Source organism: Aeromonas enterica, assembly GCF_054052465.1.
The window spans coordinates 1-20,726 of sequence record NZ_JBSTYL010000007.1 but is presented as its reverse complement, the minus strand read 5'-3'; the positions used below and the strand labels follow the sequence as shown (position 1 = coordinate 20,726).

Below are 20,726 nucleotides of genomic sequence, written 5' to 3'. Positions count from 1 at the left end.
ACCGTCTAATGTGCCCGTGAACGATGTCCGAAACCAGTTAGAAAATTCGAATGGATAGACTGATTTGAAGCTGGAACGGCCGGTTAAACAGAAGGGTCAATGACGGAGGTAGAAATTAATAAAATCAAGATGATCAATGTGTTGCATTTTGATGATGGGAGCACATGGCTGTGCCCCCATCCGGGTCATGATCAGGCACCCGCCCACAACAGGATGGCGAGCAACTGGGGTGAGATGATCCGCAGGAACATCACCAGCGGATAGACTGTCGCATACGAAAGAGCGCTGGCACCACTGGTGGGATGCATGCCGTTGGCAAATGCCAGGGCGGGAGGATCCGTCATGGAACCGGCCAGCAATCCGCACAGGGTGAGATAGTTCATCTTGCCATACAGACGGGCCAGCACCCCGACCACCAGCAGCGGGATCAGGGTGATCGCCATGCCGTACATCATCCAGGCCGGACCATCGCCGTTGATCAGAGTGTCAATGAAACCGGCACCTGACTTGAAGCCCACCACAGCCAGAAATAGCACTATGCCGATCTCCCGCAACGCCAGGTTGGCGCTCGGTGGCATGAACCAGTAGAGCTTGCCGATGCTGCCGATGCGCGACAGGATCAGCGCCACCACCAGCGGACCGCCCGCCAGACCCAGCTTGAGTGCCGCCGGGAACCCGGGCAGATAGAAGGGGATGGAGCCAAGCAGCACACCCAGACCGATGCCAATGAACACCGGCAGCATCTGCACCTGCTGCAACTTCTGCTGCACGTTGCCCACCACATTGGTCACCGCCTCTATGGCGTCGAGTCGACCCACCAGGTTGAGGATGTCACCAAACTGCAGGCTGGTCTGGCTGGTCGGCACCAGCTCGATACCGGCCCGATTGAGGCGCGAGATCACCACATCGTACTTCTGCTTGATGTCGAGATCGCGGATCTTCTTGCCGAGCACCTGCTCGTTGGTGACCACCACCCGTTCTACCCGCAGATCAGTGCCCCGGGTCGAGAGCGAGGTTTCCACCTCCTCCCCCAGCACCAGCAACACCTTGTGCAGCGCATGCCGCTCACCCACCAGGTGCAGCAGGTCACCGAGTTCGATGCGCGAGTCCGGCCGCGGCACCATCAGCTCCTCGCCACGCTTGAGGCGGGAGCAGATGACATCGGCTTCGTCCAGGCTCGGGATTTCCCCCAGCATCAGTCCATGCATGTTGGGGTTGCGCACCGCTATGTTGATGGTCTGCAGGCTCTCTTTGGTCTTGCCAGCCTGTTGCTCGAACTGGGCTGCTTCTTCGTCGATTTTGATGCGAAAAAACATGCGAATGAGCCACATGGTAAGCAGGATGCCGCAGATGCCGAACGGATAGGCGACGGCATACCCCATGCCCATCAAGCCGGTCGAGCCGGGAGCCGCCCCCAGCTCACCCAGGATCTGCTGACCCGCACCGAGGGAAGGGGTGTTGGTCACGGCGCCGGAGAAGACCCCCAGGATCACCGGCAGCGGCACGTCAAATAGTTGATGCAACGCCGCCGCGACCGCGCAGCCAAGCAGCACCAGCAGGGCGGCGAAGCCGTTCAGCTTGAGGCCGGAACTGCGCAGGGAGGAGAAGAAGCCGGGACCGACCTGGATGCCTATGGTGTAGACAAACAGGATCAGACCGAACTCCTGAATGAAGTGCAGGGTTTGTTCATCCAATGCGAGACCCGAGAGGCCGGCGAAGTGACCCACTATGATGCCACCGAACAGCACACCTCCGATCCCCAAGCCAACGCCATAGACCCGCCAGTTTCCCAGCCAGAGCCCCAGCACTGCCACCAGCGACAACATGCTGATGGAAAGCGCGATATCACTCATTTCGTGCATCCTTTGCGAATTGAACTGTCCCTAGCTTGTCAGCAAACGCTGACGCCAACTGTGTGATACCGCACGAATTTATCCTTTTGAGCAACGACTAATACCAATTAAGGGCTAGTCAGGCGACATAACCATAAATGGCCATAAAGTGGCAAACACTGCCACCCAATACAAACAGATGCCAGATGGCGTGGTTATAGGGGATGCGCTTGGCCACATAGAAGATGACCCCCAAGCTGTAGATGAGGCCACCGAGCCCGAGCAGCAGCAAGCCTTCCCCCTCCAGATGGATGTAAAGCTGATAGATGACTACCAGCGACAACCAGCCCAGCATCAGATAGGTAAACAACGACAACTTCTTGAAACGATTGATGAAGAGCAGCTTGAACACCACCCCTGCCAACGCCAGCCCCCAGATCACTACCATCAGTCCCTGGGCCAGCGGGGTATCGAGCGCCACCAGCAGGAAAGGGGTATAGGTACCGGCGATCAGCAGATAGATGGCGCAGTGATCAAACACCTTGCACCAGCGCCTGGCTGGCCCTTCCGCCATGCTGTGATAGAGGGTCGAGGCGAGATAGAGCAGCACCAGGCTGCCGCCATAGAGGCTGTAGCTGATGAGTGCCTGGGTGCCCTGCTCCCAACCCTTGTTCAACAACAGGATCAATCCCAGGATCCCGAACACCAGCCCCAAGCCATGGCTGAGGCGATTGGCCAACTCCTCGCGGGGAGAATAATCCGTCACACTGCTCATTGCATACTCCTGCCCAAACTGGGCTCACTCTAGCCGCCACCATTTCAGAGTACAAGTGTTAGCTTAAAGGGGATGGCATCTGATTTGGCCAGCGCTCATGGCTGTCACCCGTTTGCCTTTGGTGTATGCTCTGCGGCCGATGCCCACCTAGCTGTTGCCGCCACGGCTGCTCACCACACAGTGACTCCCTGGCAACCCGGTCTGGAGAACCTGATGAAGTTGACTGAACTGTTTGCACTACCAGATCCGGCCTTCGGTCAGGCCGTAACGGCCCTGCTGGAGACCTTCCACCACTCGGATGACAGTCAGGCCCCCTACCAGCGCGACCACTTCACCCACCAGCTCGATCAATCCTGCATGCCGGCCATCGGCATCTCCATGGATGACTACCTGGCCCGGCTGGCCAGCCTGGTGCCCGGCGCCTCCCATCTCACCTCACCACGCTACATGGGCCACATGACGGCGCCATTACCGGCCTTCACCGCCGAGCTGTCGCGCCTGCTGGTGATGCTCAACCAGAATCCGATGAAGATGGAGTCCTCCCGCCTGCTCAGCTTTCTGGAGCGAGAGGTGCTGGCCAAGCTGCACCGCCTCATCTACCGCGCCGACGACGCCTTCTATGACGAGCAGATGCATGCCAAGGATGCCGCCCTCGGCGTCATGACCAGCGGCGGCACCATAGCCAACGTCACCGCTCTCTGGCTGGCGCGCAACCGTGCCTGTGGCGACAACCTGTTCGCCCTCTATGAGCAGGGCTATCGTGGCGCCGTGATCCTGGGCTCGCGGCTGATGCACTACTCCTTCGACAAGGGGATGGATCTGCTGGGGTTGGGCGCACACAGCGTCTGGCGCCTCGCGACCGACAGCCAGAATCGGCTCGACATGGCGGCGCTGGAGCAGGCACTCATCCAGTGCAAGGAACAGAAACTCAAGGTACTGGCGCTGGTCGGGGTGGCCGGCAGTACCGATTTTGGATCAATCGATCCCCTGCCCGAGCTGGCGGCCATCGCGGTCCGCGAGCAGATCCACTTCCACGTGGACGCCGCCTGGGGCGGCCCGACCCTGTTTTCGCCCCGCTATCAGGCGCTGCTTGCAGGGATTGAACTGGCCGATACCGTGACTCTGGATGGTCACAAGCAACTGCTGGTGCCGCTCGGTACCGGCATGCTGCTCTGCCGCCAGCCGGATCTCATGATGACGGTCAAGCGGGAGGCACCCTACGCTATCCGCGCCAGCTCCTTTGATCAGGGCCGCTTCACCCTGGAGGGTACCCGCCCCGCCAATGCACTCTATCTGGACGCGGCTTTCCAGCTGTTTGGTCAGCAGGGTTACGCCCGACTTATCGAGGCCAACTACGACAGAGCCCGCCTGATGGCCACGCTCATCAATGCCGACCCCGCCTTCGAATTGATGTCGGCCCCGGTGATGAACCTGCTCTCCTACCGCTGCATTCCCCCTCATCTGCAGGGCAAGGCGCCGGACGATGCGGACAACGAGCAGATCAACGCATTCAACGTTGCATTGCAGAAAGCCCAGCGGGCCGAGGGACACAGCTTTGTCTCCCGCACCCAGCGGGCGGTGGGACGCTACGGTACCCAGCCGCTCACCCTGTTGCGCGCCGTGCTGCTCAACCCGCTCATCGAAGAGCCGCATATTCGCGAGCTGCTGGCGGACCAGAAGCGGTTGAGTAACCAGATTTCCCGCCAGCTATTCGGCTAGGCAAGCGACAGGGAACTGGACGCCAAATGGGCGGTCTTATTCATTTGCCGTTGTCTACCTTGCAGGTAGACTGGATAAAATTTTGAGGTCTATTTTTGAGGGCTATGAGCCAGACATGAAGCAATTTATTGAATTTATTCCACTTATCGTTTTCTTCGCGGTCTACAAGTTTTACGACATCTACACGGCCACCGGCGCCCTGGTCGTCGTGACCGGTCTGCAACTCATCTACAGTTGGGTGCGTTATCGCAAGGTCGAGAAGATGCAGTTGTTTACCTTCCTTTTGGTCGGTTTCTTCGGCGGTCTCACCGTCTTCTTCCACGATGACACCTTCATCAAGTGGAAAGTGACCGTGATCAACGTGCTGTTCGCACTGGGCCTGCTCATCAGCCGTTACGGTTTTGGCAAGAATCTGATCAAGCAGATGCTGAGCAAGGAGCTGCAAGCCCCCGACGCCATCTGGGATAGAGTCAATCTGGCCTGGGTCGGCTTCTTTACCGCCTGTGGCCTGCTCAACCTCTATGTGGCCTTCAACCTGCCACAGGAGATGTGGGTCAACTTCAAGGTGTTCGGCTTGCTTGGCATGACGCTGGTGTTTACCCTGCTGAGCGGTGTCTATCTCTACCGCCACCTGCCCGCCGAGCAGAAAGGCGAGCTGAAAAAATAACCGCAATCAGAAAAGGATCCTCTCATGTGGTATCTCATCTATTCCGAAGATGTTCCCAACAGCCTGCCGCTGCGCAAGCAGGTGCGCCCAGCCCATCTGGCCAGATTGCAGACCTTGCAGGATGAAGGGCGACTGCTGACCGCCGGCCCCAACCCGGCCATCGATGCCGACGATCCGGCCGATGCGGGCTTTACCGGCAGTACCGTCATCGCCGAGTTTGCCAGTCAGGCCGATGCCAAAGCCTGGGCCGATGCCGACCCCTATGTGGCAGCCGGTGTCTACGCCAGGGTGACCATCAAGCCGTTCAAGAAAGTGTTCTGACAAAACGCCATTCCCAAGATGCAAAGAGGCCGGACGCTGGTGTTCAACCAAGTCCGGCCTCTTTCTATTCAGTGGTATCACAGCGGGCTCACGCCCTGGCGACAAACCAGGGGTTGAGAATATCCGGTTTGTTGTAGACCAGGGGCGACCCATCGAGCTGGATTACGCTGCCTCCGGCCCCTTCCAGCACCGCCTGCGCCGCGCCTGTATCCCACTCGCAAGTGGGGGCGAGGCGCGGATAGAGCTCGGCGCCCCCTTCGGCAATGATGCAGAACTTGAGCGAACTGCCCATGGAGACCAGCTCCATCTCGCCCCGCTCTATGTCACCAAAGCGCGCCAGGTAATTCAGGGTGGCCTGGGACAGATGATTGCGACTGCCCACCACCCGCCAGGGCGCCCCTTCCTGATGTGGCCGGGTCTGGATGGCTTCACGCTTGCCATCGGCAACACGCCAGGCTCCGTGCCCCTTGCCACCATACCAGAGCTTGTCCAGAACCGGCGCATAGACCACTCCCCAGCGCGGCGCTCCCTCTTCAATCAGCGCGATATTGACGGTGAACTCGCCGTTGCGGGAGACAAACTCCTTGGTGCCATCGAGCGGGTCCACCAGCCAGTAGCGTGACCAGCCATGGCGCAACCCCATCACCTCGGGGGAGGACTCTTCCGACAGTACGGGGATATCGGGGGTGAGTCGGGTCAGCGCCTGGACGATCAGCTCGTGCGCCCCCTTGTCGGCTGCGGTCAGCGGACTCTCGTCCCCCTTGTACTCCACCGTAAAGGGCTGACTGTAGATAGCCATGATGACCTCACCAGCGGCACGGGCGATGGGCTCCAGCTCGGAGATTGCGGGAAAAAACATGGAAAAAGACATCCTGGTCAAATGGTTGGAGCAGTGTACCCATTTTGGATAAAGGAGGGTTATAGCCGTTTGCTCTGACTTATACAGTGTCATATCTGACAGACAAAAAATGGCGCGACTCGGCTAATTCTCAATAGGCATTCCACACAACACAAGGACGTGACACCATGAACTACAAGACCCTGACCGCCACTCTGCTGCTGAGCTGCCTGCCGCTGTTAAGCCAGCCTCTGCTGGCCGCCGACAAGCCGGCCGCCAAACCGACCACTGCTGTCACTGCTGCCAAGGAGAGCGGCAAGGTGAACCTGAATACAGCCAGTATCAATGAGTTGACTGCACTCAAGGGCATCGGCGAGAAGAAAGCGCAGGCCATCGTCGACTACCGCGAGAAGCAGGGCAAGTTCACGACCGTGGAACAGCTTGCCGATGTGAGCGGCATCGGCCCGGCCACACTGGAAGCAAATCGGGACATGATCATCGTCAAGTAACCAGTTTGGATACTCCCCATCATGAGGGCAGCCTGTGGCTGCCCTATTTTTCTTCGGGTATCATGAGCCCACTTTGTATCTCTGGACTCTCTCCATGAAAAAAACACCGCTCGTTGTACGCAAGGCCGTTCTTCCTGTCGCCGGTTTGGGCACCCGCATGCTGCCCGCCACCAAGGCCATCCCGAAAGAGATGCTGCCCGTCGTCGACAAGCCGCTGATCCAGTATGTGGTGCGCGAAGCCATCGCCGCCGGCATCAAGGAGATCATCCTGGTGACGCACTCGAGCAAGAACTCCATCGAGAACCACTTCGACAAGAGCTTCGAGCTGGAAGCAACCCTGGAAAAACGGGTCAAGCGGCAGTTGCTGGAAGAGGTACAACACATCTGCCCCAAAGATGTCACCATCATGCACGTCCGTCAGGGTGAAGCCAAAGGACTGGGCCATGCCGTGCTGTGTGCCCGGCCGTTGATCGGCGACAACCCGTTTGCAGTTCTGTTGCCTGACGTGCTGATCGATGAAGTGGCCAGCAACCTCAAGCAGGACAACCTGGCCGAGATGGTGCGCATGTTCGAGGGGGATCAGATCAGCCAGATCATGGTGGAAGCCGTCCCCGAAAGCGAAGTGGACAAATACGGTATCGCCGACATCAAGGGCGAGGCCCTGAGCGAAGGCATGTCCCTGCCGATGCAGGCCATCGTCGAGAAGCCGCCCCGCGACGAGGCGCCCTCCAATCTGGCCGTGGTCGGCCGCTACGTGCTCTCCTCCAACATCTGGCCGCTGCTGGAACGCACCCCGGCCGGTGCCGGCGACGAGATCCAGCTGACCGACGCCATTGCCATGCTGATGGAGCAGGAGCAGGTCAACGCCTACTTCATGAAGGGTCGCAGTCACGACTGCGGCAGCAAGATGGGTTATATGAAAGCCAATGTGGAATATGCCGCGCGCCACCCGGAACTGAACGGTGAATTCATTGCGTGGTTGAAACAGTTCGTCAAACAGTTGTAATCGCTGAATATTTAACCTGTTAATAGAATTATATACTGGGCATCATTCGATGCCCTTTTTCATTTTATAAACAAATATTCAACCATTGATAGATAAAATATCGCTAAATCATAATATTGTAATTTAATCACGCTTGTTCTATAAGGATTAAGGCTTGTTCCTAGCCCTTGCATAAAATTCCTAAAAAAATATAAGACACAGGTGGAAGTTCCAATGAATAATCCGTCCAAAGGGACCTTTTTAGGTCACCCTAAAGGGCTTTTTTTGCTCTTTAGTACCGAACTGTGGGAGAGATTCTCCTATTACGGCATGCGTGCCGTGCTCGTCCTCTATCTGACCGACATGACTGCCAACGGCGGCATGGGCTGGACTCAGGCCGATGCACTCAAGCTGTACGGTATCTATACCGGTTTGGTCTACATTACCCCCATCATAGGTGGCTGGCTGGCAGATACTTTCCTCGGCCAACGTCGCGCCATCCTGTTTGGTGCCGTGCTGATGGCTGCCGGCCAATTTACTCTGGCACTGCCGCACGCCATGTTCCCGGACATGGTCAACACTGTCTTCTACGCGGGTCTGGCCTTGCTGATCCTGGGTAACGGTCTGTTCAAACCGAACATATCCACCATGGTGGGTGACCTGTACAAAGAAGGTGACCACCGTCGTGACGGTGCCTTTACCATCTTCTACATGGGTATCAACCTGGGTTCCCTGCTGGCCGGTGTGATCTGTGGCGCTGCCGCGACTGCCTACGGCTGGCAAGCTGCTTTCGTCAGCGCCGGTATCGGTATGCTGCTCTCTCTGGTGGTGCAGGCCACCATGGCGCAGCGCTTTCTGGGTGACATAGGTCGTGTGCCGGCCGCCCAGCGCGCCGCCGAGCAACGCTCCAAGGAGCAGAAGGCGCCACTGACCAAGCAGGAAGTGGATCGCATCAAGGTCATCCTGGTACTCGGTCTGTTTACCATCATCTTCTGGGCAGGCTTCGAGCAGGCCGGTGGTCTGATGAACCTGTATGCGCAGGAATATACCGACCGCATGATCGGCAGCTTCGAAGTGCCGACCGCCTGGTTCCAGTCCCTGAACCCCTTCTTCATCATCACGCTCGCCCCCATAGTCGCGGCCATCTGGATCAAGCTCGGCAGCAAAGAGCCGAACTCCCCGGTGAAGTTCGCCATGGGTCTGCTGTTCCTGGCCGTGGGCTTCCTGTTCATGATCGGTGCCGTACTGGAGCAGGGTGGTGATCAGGCCGTCAAGACCTCCATGTTCTGGCTGGTCGGTGCCTACCTGTTCCACACTCTGGGTGAGCTCTGCCTCTCCCCGATCGGTCTCTCCATGGTGACCAAGTTGGCTCCGCTGCGCCTGGCTTCCCTGATGATGGGTGCCTGGTTCGGCTTCGTTGCCATGGCCAACTACATTGCCGGTTTCGTTGGGTCCTTCGTCGGTGAATCCGGTGCCATCGCCATTTTCGGCGGCATTGCCATCGCCGCCGTGATCAGCGCTCTGATCCTGCTGACCATGGCCAACCGCCTGGTCTACTGGATGCACGGTGCCGAAGGTCCGGCCAAAGAACCGGAAGAGCACGACAAGAAACTGCAGTCTGCCACCGTCTAATCGGTTAGGATTGTGATGAACAAACAGGGCGCCCATCGGGCGCCCTGTTTGTTTCTGACTGCGGCGGATCTGCCTCAGTGGTGGCGTACCTGCATATGGAGAGCACTGCCGCTGTCGCTGCGAAACTGCAGGTCAAACGGCTCGTGCCAGCTGCGCTTGTGCAGTGCGTAATGGCTGCTGCGCAGCAGGCCGAGCGGCAGGCCGCCGGAGCGCATCAACCAGTGCGGTGTGGTGAGCCCGGCATTCGCAAACATCAGACCATCTTCCTGATCGAACAGCAGGGCGGCCATGGCAAAGGAGTGCCGCAGACCGGATTCAATGAGCTGCAGGTTGAGGTAGTCGAGCAGCCGATGGGGCTGGGTCAGCAGCAGGCTCTCCCTGTGCTGAAACTGGCGATAGGGGGCATTCATCAGGGAACGTATCAAGGCGCCACAGAAGGCGGCATCCACGCCGAGAACTGGCAACTCCATCACCAGCACCAGCAGTTTGTCATCCACCTTGAAGGTGTCCGGAATGAACAAATTGCCCATCCCCTTGAAGGTCACCTGCCAAGGGCCCCACTCCTGCAATCCGGGTGGTCTCAACCAGGCCAGCAGGCGGGTGGCTGCCTTGTCGTGATCACGAAAGAAGTCGATGTGATCCATCAACTCCAGTTGCTGTCCGTGACCATAGCTGGCCGCCAGACACTGATCTATGCTGCGGCGCACCTGGCCGTAGTCGGAGACCGGCTTGATCAGAAAATCGCGAGCACCGGCACGCAACGCTCGCTCGACCGCCTCCATCTTGCTCTGCCCGGAGATGACGATAACGGGGATATGGGGATAGCGGGCAGACAGACAGGCGATGACCTCATGTCCATCCATATTGGGCATGTTCAGATCACACAACACTATATCGGGGTGGTAGAGCGCGGCGGCAGAAAGGCCTTCAATCCCATCTTCAGCCTGAAACACGCACGCCCCGTCATGCTCGAGATAATTTACCAGCGAGTGGCGAAAAACGACTTCATCTTCCACCACCAAGATCCGTAACCCGGCTTTTGACATCTTGATAAAGCTCTTATTAGTCAATAAGTTATTTTAGCTTTAAGCCTAGACCATAACAGGCAGCTCTGACCAATCAGATGATTGAATAACCGTCATGAAATGTATGCCAGATGGCTATTCTGGCGGCCAACTGTTTGAAAAAAAGCAGGTAATAGTGGGTAAGCGGGCAGCAAAACATAGACAATTTTTATCAATGTTCATTTCTGATGCCTAAGAATAAAGACTCACTCGAGATCGAGTTGACGATAGATTTCCACTCGGCCTTCTATCATTGCAAGATGATCGATCCCTCGTCGCCATACCCGAGCGGCACGAATTGTATGAGACCCCGCCATGGGGGATAATGCCCTTCACTCCAGATCGTGAAGAGCACCATGACACCAGCCGAATACAGCGCCCTCACCCACCCCAGATTGTCCCATCCGGCTCGCAGCCTCTATACCTTGCAACTGCGCAGACTGGTGCTGGAAAATAAGCTGGCCCGGCTCAACTATCCCGAGCTTGGGCGGGCCTTGGCGGTGGTCGATCCCGGCGACCCCAGCGGCTTCTCCTTTCAGGTCAACGCCCGCCAGCTGACCGAGCTGTTCGACGAGCTGATGGAGGCCGGGCTGATGCAGGTCGAGGCACAGGCCGACAGTGAGCACTACCATCAGTGCCCGTTCCGGCTGCCACTGCTGACCCAGAAGGTGCGCAGCCCGCTGCCGGAACGCCCGTTCCAGATGCACCTGCTGTGGCGCCCGGATGAGGAGCTGCCCGCCCTCGCCCGCCTGTGCGGGGTGATCGATGCCAGCTACAACGAAGAGGATCTGGGGGAGTTCATCGCCTACTGGCTGGGCCGCCCCGAAGTATTCGACTCCCAGCACCAGTGGATGCTCAAGTTCATTCGTGCGCTCAAGACCCGCCGCTACGTCCGTCGCCAGCCGATGGAGGCGAAAGGTTACCAGCAGGTCACGTCAGCCCCTGCAGATTCAGGCCCGAGCAAGCGGGCGCAGCAGATGATAGAAGAGGCCAAACGGCTGGCCCAAGTGCAAACCCAGGAACAGGCGCCGCTGCAGGAGCCGGATAATGATTGATAGCGGCCCCCGCCTGCAGGCAAAATCAGTGCCTTGTCCCCCCATCCCTGATCCAGCAGAAGGAGCATTCCATGACTGACCCGCAAGATCCCCTGCGCCAGGAGCTGGAAGAGATCGAAGCAAAGCGCAAAAGAATCGCCAAGGCCAAACAGGACCACCGAGTGCACGACACCGAACTGAGCCAGCACGTGGGCGGCCTGCTTGAACGCATTCGTCGCCTGCAGGCCCAGACAGGTGGCAGCCAGTACGACTACGAGACCCTGCGCAAGGAGTACGACGCCAAGGCCAACGCCGAGGTGCGCGAGCTGCAGAAGGCGGCTCGCCAAGAGCGGATCCAGAAGCTGATCGCCCAGGCCGACCTCAACCCGGACTGGGTATTCGAGAAGATGGATGCCACCGATCTGGCGCTGCAATACCCCATGGAGACGGCTCGCTACTTCATCAGCGGCTTCGAGCACTGGGAGAAGAGCGGCGGCGGCTGCATGCTGATCTATGGCGACTACGGCACCGGCAAGTCGACCCTGGCGGGCGCCGTGGCCCATGAGCTGATCGAGCGCCACCAGAAATCGGTGATCTTCCAGCAGTGGGCCTCCATCGTCGATCGCCTCTTCTTCAACGTGATCCAGGATCAGGAGGAGCGCAACCAGTACCGCCGTGCACTGGAAGAGGTTGATCTGCTGATCATCGACGAGGTGTCGGCCAACCGCGCCAAGATGGCGGAGAGCCAGTCCAGCTTCCTCGGCCACCTGCTGCGCCGCCGGCGCAACTTGTCGAAGAGCGTCATCATCATCACCAACCACAGCCCCCAGAGCCTGCATCAGGCCATCGGTGACTTCAGCTTCGAGGCGATCAAGGCGTTCAATCCGGTGGATATCCACCTGAGCGGCCCCAGCCGTCGCCCCAACATAGGCCACTACAACGGCTGATCCTGTGCGAGCCCGGGTTTCCTGCCCGCTGCTCGCCGCATTTCCCCTGTTCATCCCCTCAAATAAAAACAACTCTCATTTACAGCGCTGTGCCAACCCTCTAGGCTAACCCTTTCACTACAGGGAGCAGCACAATGCCAACCACACTCATCTTCGGAGCCAGCCGCGGGCTGGGCCGCGCCTTCACCGAGCTCGCCCTGCGCCAGGGTCACAGGGTCGTGGCCCTGATCCGCAACCCGGAGATGGCCGCCGAGCTGCACGCATTGGGAGTCGAGGTGGTTGAGGGAGACGCCCTCGACCATCAGGCCGTCGCGCAGGCTTGCTCACTCGCAGGTGACGAGGCCGGGGTGATCTCGACCCTCGGCAGCTTCCGCCAGCCGGCCCCCGTCGATTATCAAGGCAACCGCCTGGTGATCGATCAGATGGAGCTGGCCGGGCTCAAACGCCTGCTGCTGGTCACCTCGCTGGGTTGCGGCGACAGCTGGCAATACCTGCCCGAGCGGGCCAGGGCCGCCTTCGGTCACGAGGTACGTTTGAAGAGCCTGGCGGAGAGCTGGCTGCAGACCAGCGCGCTGACCTGGACCATAGTTCGCCCGGCCGGCTTGCAGGATGGCGAGGCCACAGGGCAGGCCGTGTTGAGCCAGGGGAGCGAGGTGCGCGGTCTGGTGCGCCGCGCCGATGTGGCGGACCATGGGTTGCAACTGCTGAACGATGAGCAGGCAGTGGGGCAGATCTACGCCATCGGCGATCCCACCCTCAGCCGGGGGTGAACAATCCGGATAACAAAACGGTCAGCCCCTGGGCTGACCGTTTTACTGTCTGATGTCGTCTAGCTGGCAGAGGGGCCAGGCTCAGTTGCCGTCTCCGCAGCCACCCCGCCCGACGCAACCGCCTCGTCCACAGGCGATCGCTGACGCCAGTGCAGCAGCAGGCAAGCCAGACCGCCGTAAAGCAGTGCCAGCCCCCACAACTGCCACCAGTAGCGGGAAACCTGGGTAAACTCGGCTCCCATCTGGTTGAGGCGCAAGAAGCCCTCGATGGCCGGGGTGCTCGGTACCCACTGGGCCAGCCAGTTGAGGGGGAGCGGGATCAGCTCGAGCGGCCAGATGAAGCCAGCCAGGAAGACCAGTGGCATGGAGGAGAGCAATACCACCTGGGTCGGCAGATCCCGGCGGGTAAACAGGGCTCCCAGCAAAATGCCAAGCCAGGTAGTCGCCAGCAGGAACGGCAGGGTGAACAGCCACAGCTCGGCCGGCTCGGCGGTACGCACTATGTTGTAGTGATCGAAGCAGAAGCCGAAGAAGTAGGTCACTGGCAGCACGAACAGCCCGCCCACCACCAGGGTTCTGGCCAGCAGCAGGGCAAGCACGGGGGCGCTCTGCCAATAACCATGCTCCCCGCGACCACTGCGCTGATTCTGGGTTGCCCCCAGGATCCCGGTGCCCATCAGCAGCACCTGATGCAGGATCAGCACGAACACGGCGGGCACCACGTAGTTCACATAGCCCATGGTGGGGTTGAACACCGGCAGCACATTGAGCCCGACCGCATTCCAGCCCATGGCCGCCTGCGGCAATGCCTCGCCCTGACCGAGCAGACGCGTGACCTTGATCTGGGCCGCCAGGGTGCCACCCGCCTGGGCCAGCCCCTCGGCTATGGTGCCGTAAACCAGGAAGTAGGAGGCATCACCGGCATAGCCCAGAGTGACGCTCTTGCCCTGCATCAGATCCCGATAAAAGTGTCGGGGAATATGCAAAATACCGCTGCCTTGCCCTGCCACCAACAGCTGGCGCGCCTCATCCAGGCTGCCAGCCCTCGCTACCAGTTTCACCTGAGGCGTAGCATCGGCCATGAACTCCAGCTGGCGGGAAAGCTGGCTGCCATCCTCGTTGACTACTACCACCGCCTCTTCCCGCGGCAACTGGTGCAAATAGGGTTGCGGATAGAGAAAGGAGTAGAAGAAAACGCCACCAAACAGGGTCAGCATGATGGCGCGATCCGCCAGCAAGGTGCGCAGCTCGAGGCGCAGCAAATCCCAGAATCCCATCATGGCTTGGACTCCTCATGAACTTGTACCGCCATCACCTGCGTCTGATAGCGGCGTACCACCAACAGCAGGGGCAGCAGGAACAACAACAGGGCGCCAAGCTGTGGCAGGGCCGCCGTCAGCGGCTGGCCGTAGTTGGTCTGGCCTATCTGCAACTCAACATAGTGGGAGATGGGCAGGAGACTGCGCCAGAACTGGGCAAAGTCCCCCATGGCACTGACCGGGAAGGTCACGCCCATGAAGGCAAAGCCCGGTGCGGTATAGGCACCCGCCAGCGACAGGGCGCGGGCCGGATCCCGGATGACACCGTAGAAGAAGGCCCCCATGCTGACGCAAGCGGCAGACGCCAGTCCCAATCCCAGTGTCAACACCAGCCAACTGCCTTGCATCGGATAGCCAAACGCCTTGAACAGCAGCAGGCTCCACCCCAGACCCCAGACCCACCCAATCAGCACATGAGGCAGCAAAGTGCGCCAGAGGCCGAACCAGACCCCTCTGGTGGTCCAGTCCAGCCCCAGTCGATCGGTACGAGCCAGCGCATTGATGCCGTAGAGCACCACCAGGATCTGCCACACTGCGGGCAACAGGGCACTCAGCAGAAACTGGGCGTAGCTGGAGTTGATGTTGTAAAGCGCCGTCACCTGGCTGGCGATGGGCACCGACTGCCCCACTGCACCGGGTAGCGCCTTGCCCCCCGCCATGGCCGAGAGCACGCCCACCTGACCGTTGAGAGTCCCGACCACTTGGGCCAGCGCCGAGTTGACCAGTTTGGCAATCAGGATGAACTGACCATTGTTGAACACGGTCACCTGCGGCTGGGTACCCTGCCGGGCATCCCGCTCCAGATAATGAGGGATCACCACCAGGGCATAGATGTCTCCCCCCCGAAGGGCACGCGCGCCCTCGTCGATGGAGTCGAACTGGCCGGCAAGGCGCAGGCCGGCGGAACCGTCCAACGAGAACGCCAGCTGACGGGAGAGGACGCTCTGGTCCAGATCCACCAAACCTACCCTTAGATCCCGCGCCATTCCGGCCGAGAAGACCCAGCAGAGGATCCCCATCAGCAGTAGGGGGACCCAGCTCGCCAGCGCACGACCGAACGGATCCTGCCACAGCAACCGCCACTCACGTCCCATCAGAGTTCAACCAGCACGCTCATGCCAACCCGCAGTCCTTCAACCGGTTGCAGCGGGCGAGCCTCCACCTGGAAGCTCTTCATGTCAAAACCCTGACGGGTGTCGGTTGCACGCCAGGTGGCGAAATCTCCCATCACGGCCACATGGGTCACCTTGAGGCGCACCATCTGCTCGCCAAGACCGGGAATGCGAGCGTCAAACTCGGTTCCCAGCGCAAAGCGGGGCAGCAGATCTTCGCGCACATGGAACTGGGCCCAGGCATCCTGCATGTCGAGCAGGGTCACCACGGGAAAGCCCTGCGGCGCCAGTTCACCGCTGCGCAGCAGCACCTGAGAGACTTCGCCCGCGTGCGGGCTGGCGATGCGGGTATCGGCCAGATAGGCCTCCACTTCCGCCACGCCGCCGGCCGCCATCTTGGCCTGTTCCCGAGCCGCTATCTTGGTCTCTTCCCGCGCGCCTTCCAGCGTCATCTGATATTGCTGCCAGGCCATGCCTTCGCTGTATTTAGCCGCCTGCCAGGCAGTCCAGGCCTCATCGCGCTTTTGCAGCGGCATGACACCATCGCGATGCAGGCTGGCGATGCGCTCATAGGTCTTGCCGCGCAGCAGGGCGGCAGCCTTGGCTTTTTGCCATTGATCCTTGGCGGCGGCTATCTGCTGGGCCCGAGCCCCTTTCTCGGCCTCTTGCGCCATGGCTCCAGCGGCTGCTTCACCGGCTTTGGCCTGACTCAGCTTGGCCTCGATTTCCGGGCTGGCCAGGGTAAACACCAGCTGATCCTTGGCCAGTTGGTCACCCTTCTTCACCAGCACCTCGTCGATGCGACCCGGTACCTTGGAGGAGACCGAATATTGCTGCGCCTCGATCTGTCCCTGCAGCCGCACCGGCTCGGGCTGATAAGCCAGCCAGAAACGCCAGCCCAGCCAGAGAGCAAGCAGAACCAGCACCAGTGGCAGCAACAACGGCTTGCCCTGGCTCATCTTTTTCTTGATGGGGGGATGACTCATGAATTCACCTCGGCAAACGGGCGACCTTTGGCGGTCGAAAGAGACATGAAAATGGAAACAAGGCGGGCCGCGATCATGAATTTACCTCGATCGCCTGCCCGCGCTGATATTGATTGAAACTGTTCATCTGGCCGGAGAGCGCCAGCAGGCGGGCCAGCGAGATCACATATTGATAGGCGGCAGCGGCACGCTGGGTTTTGACCCCGGCCAGCTGGTTGCGGGCATCCACCACATCGAGCGAGGTGGAGAGCCCCTGCCCGAATGCCTTGTCCCGCAGCCGCACATTCTCCTCGGCCAGTGCCTGGGTGGAGGAGAGAGACTGGAACTCCTCCAGCCCCTGCGCAGCCTCGCGCCAGGTCTTCTCGACCAGCAGCTCCAGATCCTGGCGGGTCTTGGCCTGCAGCAGATTGACCTGCAGCTCGGCGCTCTTGGCGGCTTGCACCGTCTCGGAGCGGCCGTCGCGGCTCACCAGCGGCATGCTGACGCCCACCCCGACCAGCCAGTCAGGCGTGGTCTTGGAAGCCAGTGAATCATCCTCATAGAGGTTGTAGTTGCCAAACAGGAACAGCTCGGGGGCATATTTGCCTTTCTCCAGCTTGATCATGCCCTGAGCCTGCTCCTTCTTGGCAGCCAACAGCTTGAGACCCGGATGCACCGCCAGGGTCTCCTGCACGAAGGCATCAAGTTGCGGCATGCTGTCGTTGATAAATAGCTGGGTATTGGGTTCAGCCTGCTTGAGCTTGAGCATGTGACCGAGTGCCAGCTGGGCAATCTCCAGGCTGCGACGGGACTTCTGAGTATCGATACGCGCCCTGTCATAAGCCGACTGGGCTGACAGCCGCTCAACCTTGGCGATCTGGCCCTGAGCCTCCAGCTTCCTGGCATGATCCAGATGATGAGCCAGTCCCTGCTCGATCTCCTGCTTGGTCTGCACTACCTGTGCCGCCAGCACTACACCGAAATAAGTCTGGGAGAGACTCTCAAAGGTGGATTGCTGCTTGAGCACCAGCAGCTGCTGCGCCTCGCTCACCTGCGCCTGACGAATGTCCTGCGCGGCATCGATGCGACCACCGGTAAACAGCGGCCACAGCATCTTGACCGAGCTGGTCACCACATTCTGCTTGGTCAGGGGAGTCACGAAATCACTGGCGGATAGATTGAGCGCCTGCATGACGGGCGCAAGCACCTTGCCAAATTCCGGATGGTTGGCGATGGGGTTGAGATCCATCATATCGAGTTCCATCGGCTGATCGAGGTGGGTATAACTGGCCCCTACGTCCACCTTGGGCAGATACATGGCCTTGGCCGCCTCACGCAACTGTTGCGCCCGGTCCACACCGGCCTGTTCCGCCGCCAGCCCGTCATCCTGCTGGATGACCCGGCTCCAGGCCTCGCTGAAACTGACAGTCTGTGCCTGGGCTGAGCCCAGTACGGCACCCAGCAGACACGGGTAGAGAGATTTGATGAACCTTGACGTCATACATCCCCAATTTTTGCTTGTAATAAAATTGTTTGGAGCCTTTGCTCGATTCAAGCCCGCTATCATAGCGCAAACTACAACTGGATGGGGACAGGCAAATTGTCGCGTCCCTCGCTCATTTGACCCCGTAAACCCACCCCGACAATATGCCTGATTTTCAAGCACTCCTGAATTTGCAAGCCTTGGGGTGACGTTTTTTTCAGAAAAAAATGCCTGACGCTCAAATACTAACCTTTTCTCCTGACTAAAAAATGCGTAATATACGCCGCCCTAAGCCGATGGTAACCGTGGAATGCAGATAGGTCCCCACACGCTTGAAACTCCCTTGATTGTGGCTCCCATGGCCGGTGTAACAGACCGACCATTTCGTGAACTTTGTTTGCGATTGGGCGCTGGCATGGCCGTTTCCGAGATGCTGCTGGCCAACCCGGATGTCTGGGATACCCAGAAAACCAGGATGAGAATGGATCACTCTGCAGAAGGTGGCTTGCGATCGGTCCAGATTGCCGGAGCCGACCCCGAGATGATGGCGTTTGCCGCCCGCTACAACGTGGAGCAGGGCGCTCAGATCGTCGACATCAACATGGGTTGTCCAGCAAAAAAAGTGAACAAGAAGTTGGCAGGTTCCGCCCTGCTGCGTCATCCCGATCTGGTCAGAACCATCTGCCGGGCCGTGGTGGATGCAGTAAAGGTGCCTGTTACCTTGAAGATCCGCACAGGATGGGATCCGGATAACCGCAATGGCGAGGAGATCGCCCGAATCGCCGAAGATTGCGGTATCGCGGCCCTCGCCGTGCATGGTCGTACCCGTGCCTGCCTCTACCGGGGTCACGCTGAGTACGACACGATTAAGGCGATTAAGCAGGCCGTATCGATTCCTGTTGTCGCCAATGGCGACATAGACAGCCCGGAGAAGGCCCGGTATGTCCTCGACTATACCGGCGTTGATGCCGTGATGATCGGCCGTGCAGCGCAAGGACGACCCTGGATTTTCCGGGAAATCCGTCATTTTCTTGAAACGGGTACCAAGCTGCCGCCTCCCGAAAGGGAAGAGGTTCGCACCCTGATGAACGAGCATGTAACCAACCTGCACCAGTTTTATGGTGCATATCTGGGAGCGCGCATTGCCCGTAAACACGTGGGCTGGTATCTGGATGAAGAAGAGACGGGCCGAGAATTCCGTAAGCACTTCAATGCCCTGGATTGTGCAGACGCACAACTAGAGGCACTCGAAGCGTATTTCGATGGATTAGGTTAACGCATAACTAAAGAGCCGACCGAATATGTTCGAACAAACCCTGACTTCTGATGCATTGGTAACAACTACTCACAATCACGCTGCCGAGCCGACCCAGCGCCCCCTGCGTGACTCTGTGCAACAGGCCCTGCGTAACTACCTGGCCCAGTTGAACGGTCAGGAAGTGATTGATCTGTACGATATGGTCCTCTCCGAAGTCGAAGCTCCCATGCTGGACGTGATCATGCAATACACCCGCGGTAACCAAACCCGCGCCGCTGTGATGATGGGCATCAACCGTGGCACCCTGCGCAAGAAACTCAAGCGCTACGGCATGAACTGATCTCGATCAGACCTGCTGCAGTGCAGACGAAGGCGTATTCCAGCGATGGGATACGCCTTTTTCTATGCCCGGTTGTCTCTAATGGCGCAGTCTCACTCCGTAGCCAGCTTGATACCCAGTCCCATGAACAGTCCCCCCATCAGGCGGTTGAGCCAAGCTCCCAGACGAACCGGCAAACGCACCTTGCGGCTTGCATAAGCGGTTGAGAAGGCCAGCAGATGACACCAGATCATGCCGTTAAAATTGAAGATGCAGCCCAGCAGGATGAAAGCCAGCGCCTTCTGCGGCGCATCGGGGGCGATGAACTGGGGCACAAAGGCGAGGAAGAAGAGTGCAACCTTGGGATTGAGCACATTGGTCAGCAGCCCCTGCCGATAGATCCGGCCATAAGAGAGCACAGGCAGCGCCACAGCCGCGTTGGGGGTTGAAGGTGCCCTGATGCCTTGCCAGAACATGGAAAGCCCCAGGTAGACCAGATAGAGCGCCCCCATCAACTTGATGACGGCGAACAGCTCGGCCGAGGCGCTTAACACAGCCGACAACCCCAGTGCAGCCGCCAGCACATGCACCATAGTACCAGTCCCAATCCCCAGCGCCGCGACTGAACCCGCCCGCCAACCCTGAGAGCCGCTGCGCAGCATGATGAGCAGGGAATCCGGCCCTGGCATCATGTTCAACAGCAAACCAGATACGATAAACAACGCCAGATCGTGGATCCCCAACATACACAGCTCCTTGCCCGTGAAAGAGACAGTCTATGGATCCCGCACCTCTTGTCATCCCCCATCGCAGCAATAGTGATTATCAATGAAGGGAATAGCAGAAAAGCCAAGTGAAAATTAGCACCGAACGAAACCTGTTGCAGAAGTGGAACTGAGCAAAACCAAAATCCTGATTTTAGCTAGCTTCAGCAAACGAAATGGGCGGGGATGTATAGCGCAAGATGGCGCAACTATCCGGAACAGCGCGGGGAAACAATGAACAAATGGGGAGCAGAAGGAAAACATCGTTTGGTCATTGCCAGCAGACGCTTGAATTTCAAGCAATAAAAAAAGCCCGCTCATCTGAGCGGGCTTTCAATGTTGGGTGCCTGGCAGTGTCCTACTCTCGCATGGCGAATGCCACACTACCATCGGCGCTACCGCGTTTCACTTCT

At 59.1% G+C, this 20,726-nt stretch carries 20 protein-coding genes; 11 read left to right on the top strand and 9 right to left on the bottom strand.

Annotation, left to right across the window (positions count from 1 at the left end):
- Positions 1–191: 191 nt before the first annotated feature.
- Together ACW5XD_RS09660 and trhA are read right to left on the bottom strand one after the other, a co-directional pair.
- On the bottom strand, positions 192–1,853 hold the full coding sequence (locus tag ACW5XD_RS09660; protein ID WP_456494717.1) for a putative transporter: 1,662 nt from the start codon (positions 1,851–1,853) through the stop codon (positions 192–194).
- 118 nt (positions 1,854–1,971) lie between these two features.
- Positions 1,972–2,607, bottom strand: a complete 636-nt coding sequence (gene trhA / locus ACW5XD_RS09655) for a PAQR family membrane homeostasis protein TrhA (protein ID WP_456494716.1) — start codon at positions 2,605–2,607, stop codon at positions 1,972–1,974.
- 213 nt (positions 2,608–2,820) lie between these two features.
- Between trhA and ACW5XD_RS09650 the strand changes: the two genes are divergently transcribed.
- From ACW5XD_RS09650 to ACW5XD_RS09640, 3 genes are all read left to right on the top strand, one after another.
- On the top strand, positions 2,821–4,326 hold the full coding sequence (locus ACW5XD_RS09650; RefSeq protein WP_456494715.1) for a pyridoxal-dependent decarboxylase: 1,506 nt from the start codon (positions 2,821–2,823) through the stop codon (positions 4,324–4,326).
- 115 nt (positions 4,327–4,441) lie between these two features.
- Positions 4,442–4,993: a septation protein A gene (locus ACW5XD_RS09645; RefSeq protein WP_456494714.1), complete on the top strand. Its 552-nt coding sequence runs from the start codon at positions 4,442–4,444 to the stop codon at positions 4,991–4,993.
- Between the two features lie 24 nt (positions 4,994–5,017).
- Positions 5,018–5,314 (top strand): YciI family protein, encoded by a 297-nt coding sequence (locus ACW5XD_RS09640; RefSeq protein WP_456494713.1) that lies wholly within the window; start codon positions 5,018–5,020, stop codon positions 5,312–5,314.
- 88 nt (positions 5,315–5,402) lie between these two features.
- Here the strand turns inward: ACW5XD_RS09640 and cysQ are convergent, their stop codons facing one another.
- Entirely contained in the window at positions 5,403–6,173 is a 771-nt protein-coding gene (gene cysQ, locus ACW5XD_RS09635) for a 3'(2'),5'-bisphosphate nucleotidase CysQ (protein WP_456494712.1), read from the bottom strand.
- A gap of 167 nt (positions 6,174–6,340) precedes the next feature.
- Here cysQ and ACW5XD_RS09630 point away from each other — a divergent pair, with 167 nt between their 5' ends.
- The 3 genes from ACW5XD_RS09630 (at position 6,341) to ACW5XD_RS09620 (ending at position 9,278) form a co-directional block, all read left to right on the top strand.
- Positions 6,341–6,661 (top strand): ComEA family DNA-binding protein, encoded by a 321-nt coding sequence (locus ACW5XD_RS09630; RefSeq protein WP_456494711.1) that lies wholly within the window; start codon positions 6,341–6,343, stop codon positions 6,659–6,661.
- 94 nt (positions 6,662–6,755) lie between these two features.
- Complete coding sequence (gene galU / locus ACW5XD_RS09625; protein ID WP_456494710.1) at positions 6,756–7,667, top strand: UTP--glucose-1-phosphate uridylyltransferase GalU; 912 nt, start codon at positions 6,756–6,758, stop codon at positions 7,665–7,667.
- Between the two features lie 213 nt (positions 7,668–7,880).
- Positions 7,881–9,278, top strand: coding sequence for a peptide MFS transporter (locus tag ACW5XD_RS09620; protein WP_456494709.1), 1,398 nt, complete (start codon positions 7,881–7,883; stop codon positions 9,276–9,278).
- 74 nt (positions 9,279–9,352) lie between these two features.
- Here the strand turns inward: ACW5XD_RS09620 and ACW5XD_RS09615 are convergent, their stop codons facing one another.
- A complete protein-coding gene (locus tag ACW5XD_RS09615) occupies positions 9,353–10,324 on the bottom strand; it encodes a response regulator (protein ID WP_456494708.1) in 972 nt (323 codons plus the stop codon).
- A gap of 374 nt (positions 10,325–10,698) precedes the next feature.
- On the opposite strand from ACW5XD_RS09615, the gene ACW5XD_RS09610 reads away from it, so the two are divergent.
- The 3 genes from ACW5XD_RS09610 to ACW5XD_RS09600 all read left to right on the top strand — a co-directional run bounded on the left by ACW5XD_RS09610 (position 10,699) and on the right by ACW5XD_RS09600 (position 13,093).
- Complete coding sequence (locus tag ACW5XD_RS09610) at positions 10,699–11,397, top strand: DnaT-like ssDNA-binding domain-containing protein (protein WP_456494707.1); 699 nt, start codon at positions 10,699–10,701, stop codon at positions 11,395–11,397.
- A gap of 71 nt (positions 11,398–11,468) precedes the next feature.
- The gene (locus ACW5XD_RS09605; protein ID WP_456494706.1) at positions 11,469–12,323 is read left to right on the top strand and encodes a DnaA ATPase domain-containing protein; all 855 of its coding nucleotides are present in this window, start codon (positions 11,469–11,471) and stop codon (positions 12,321–12,323) included.
- Positions 12,324–12,457: 134 nt separating this feature from the next.
- Positions 12,458–13,093 (top strand): SDR family oxidoreductase, encoded by a 636-nt coding sequence (locus tag ACW5XD_RS09600; protein WP_456494705.1) that lies wholly within the window; start codon positions 12,458–12,460, stop codon positions 13,091–13,093.
- A gap of 59 nt (positions 13,094–13,152) precedes the next feature.
- On the opposite strand, the gene ACW5XD_RS09595 is transcribed toward ACW5XD_RS09600, so the two are convergent.
- From ACW5XD_RS09595 to ACW5XD_RS09580, 4 genes are all read right to left on the bottom strand, one after another.
- The gene (locus ACW5XD_RS09595; protein ID WP_456494704.1) at positions 13,153–14,373 is read right to left on the bottom strand and encodes an ABC transporter permease; all 1,221 of its coding nucleotides are present in this window, start codon (positions 14,371–14,373) and stop codon (positions 13,153–13,155) included.
- A complete protein-coding gene (locus ACW5XD_RS09590; protein ID WP_456494703.1) occupies positions 14,370–15,506 on the bottom strand; it encodes an ABC transporter permease in 1,137 nt (378 codons plus the stop codon). The genes ACW5XD_RS09595 and ACW5XD_RS09590 overlap by 4 nt, the downstream gene beginning before the upstream one ends.
- Entirely contained in the window at positions 15,506–16,510 is a 1,005-nt protein-coding gene (locus ACW5XD_RS09585) for an HlyD family secretion protein (protein ID WP_456494702.1), read from the bottom strand. Before ACW5XD_RS09585 ends, ACW5XD_RS09590 begins: the two co-directional genes overlap by 1 nt.
- A gap of 73 nt (positions 16,511–16,583) precedes the next feature.
- The gene (locus ACW5XD_RS09580) at positions 16,584–17,990 is read right to left on the bottom strand and encodes a TolC family protein (RefSeq protein ID WP_456494701.1); all 1,407 of its coding nucleotides are present in this window, start codon (positions 17,988–17,990) and stop codon (positions 16,584–16,586) included.
- Positions 17,991–18,282: 292 nt separating this feature from the next.
- Between ACW5XD_RS09580 and dusB the strand changes: the two genes are divergently transcribed.
- Positions 18,283–19,248, top strand: coding sequence for a tRNA dihydrouridine synthase DusB (gene dusB, locus ACW5XD_RS09575; RefSeq protein WP_043135312.1), 966 nt, complete (start codon positions 18,283–18,285; stop codon positions 19,246–19,248).
- Between the two features lie 25 nt (positions 19,249–19,273).
- On the top strand, positions 19,274–19,570 hold the full coding sequence (gene fis / locus ACW5XD_RS09570) for a DNA-binding transcriptional regulator Fis (protein WP_005309538.1): 297 nt from the start codon (positions 19,274–19,276) through the stop codon (positions 19,568–19,570).
- Positions 19,571–19,662: 92 nt separating this feature from the next.
- Here fis and ACW5XD_RS09565 read toward each other — a convergent pair whose 3' ends face one another.
- Positions 19,663–20,295, bottom strand: a complete 633-nt coding sequence (locus ACW5XD_RS09565; RefSeq protein ID WP_456494700.1) for a LysE family translocator — start codon at positions 20,293–20,295, stop codon at positions 19,663–19,665.
- Positions 20,296–20,726 lie beyond the last annotated feature (431 nt).

What these genes read in the sequence shown, in the direction of transcription:
- galU (WP_456494710.1), top strand. Translation starts at nt 6,756, where the DNA reads ATGAAAAAAACACCGCTCGTTGTACGCAAGGCCGTTCTTCCTGTCGCC.
- ACW5XD_RS09590 (WP_456494703.1), bottom strand. Translation starts at nt 15,506, where the DNA reads ATGGGACGTGAGTGGCGGTTGCTGTGGCAGGATCCGTTCGGTCGTGCG.
- ACW5XD_RS09605 (WP_456494706.1), top strand. Translation starts at nt 11,469, where the DNA reads ATGACTGACCCGCAAGATCCCCTGCGCCAGGAGCTGGAAGAGATCGAA.
- ACW5XD_RS09595 (WP_456494704.1), bottom strand. Translation starts at nt 14,373, where the DNA reads ATGATGGGATTCTGGGATTTGCTGCGCCTCGAGCTGCGCACCTTGCTG.
- ACW5XD_RS09600 (WP_456494705.1), top strand. Translation starts at nt 12,458, where the DNA reads ATGCCAACCACACTCATCTTCGGAGCCAGCCGCGGGCTGGGCCGCGCC.
- fis (WP_005309538.1), top strand. Translation starts at nt 19,274, where the DNA reads ATGTTCGAACAAACCCTGACTTCTGATGCATTGGTAACAACTACTCAC.
- ACW5XD_RS09650 (WP_456494715.1), top strand. Translation starts at nt 2,821, where the DNA reads ATGAAGTTGACTGAACTGTTTGCACTACCAGATCCGGCCTTCGGTCAG.
- cysQ (WP_456494712.1), bottom strand. Translation starts at nt 6,173, where the DNA reads ATGTTTTTTCCCGCAATCTCCGAGCTGGAGCCCATCGCCCGTGCCGCT.
- ACW5XD_RS09640 (WP_456494713.1), top strand. Translation starts at nt 5,018, where the DNA reads ATGTGGTATCTCATCTATTCCGAAGATGTTCCCAACAGCCTGCCGCTG.
- ACW5XD_RS09630 (WP_456494711.1), top strand. Translation starts at nt 6,341, where the DNA reads ATGAACTACAAGACCCTGACCGCCACTCTGCTGCTGAGCTGCCTGCCG.
- ACW5XD_RS09580 (WP_456494701.1), bottom strand. Translation starts at nt 17,990, where the DNA reads ATGACGTCAAGGTTCATCAAATCTCTCTACCCGTGTCTGCTGGGTGCC.
- ACW5XD_RS09660 (WP_456494717.1), bottom strand. Translation starts at nt 1,853, where the DNA reads ATGAGTGATATCGCGCTTTCCATCAGCATGTTGTCGCTGGTGGCAGTG.
- trhA (WP_456494716.1), bottom strand. Translation starts at nt 2,607, where the DNA reads ATGAGCAGTGTGACGGATTATTCTCCCCGCGAGGAGTTGGCCAATCGC.
- ACW5XD_RS09620 (WP_456494709.1), top strand. Translation starts at nt 7,881, where the DNA reads ATGAATAATCCGTCCAAAGGGACCTTTTTAGGTCACCCTAAAGGGCTT.
- dusB (WP_043135312.1), top strand. Translation starts at nt 18,283, where the DNA reads ATGCAGATAGGTCCCCACACGCTTGAAACTCCCTTGATTGTGGCTCCC.
- ACW5XD_RS09585 (WP_456494702.1), bottom strand. Translation starts at nt 16,510, where the DNA reads ATGAGTCATCCCCCCATCAAGAAAAAGATGAGCCAGGGCAAGCCGTTG.
- ACW5XD_RS09615 (WP_456494708.1), bottom strand. Translation starts at nt 10,324, where the DNA reads ATGTCAAAAGCCGGGTTACGGATCTTGGTGGTGGAAGATGAAGTCGTT.
- ACW5XD_RS09565 (WP_456494700.1), bottom strand. Translation starts at nt 20,295, where the DNA reads ATGTTGGGGATCCACGATCTGGCGTTGTTTATCGTATCTGGTTTGCTG.
- ACW5XD_RS09610 (WP_456494707.1), top strand. Translation starts at nt 10,699, where the DNA reads ATGACACCAGCCGAATACAGCGCCCTCACCCACCCCAGATTGTCCCAT.
- ACW5XD_RS09645 (WP_456494714.1), top strand. Translation starts at nt 4,442, where the DNA reads ATGAAGCAATTTATTGAATTTATTCCACTTATCGTTTTCTTCGCGGTC.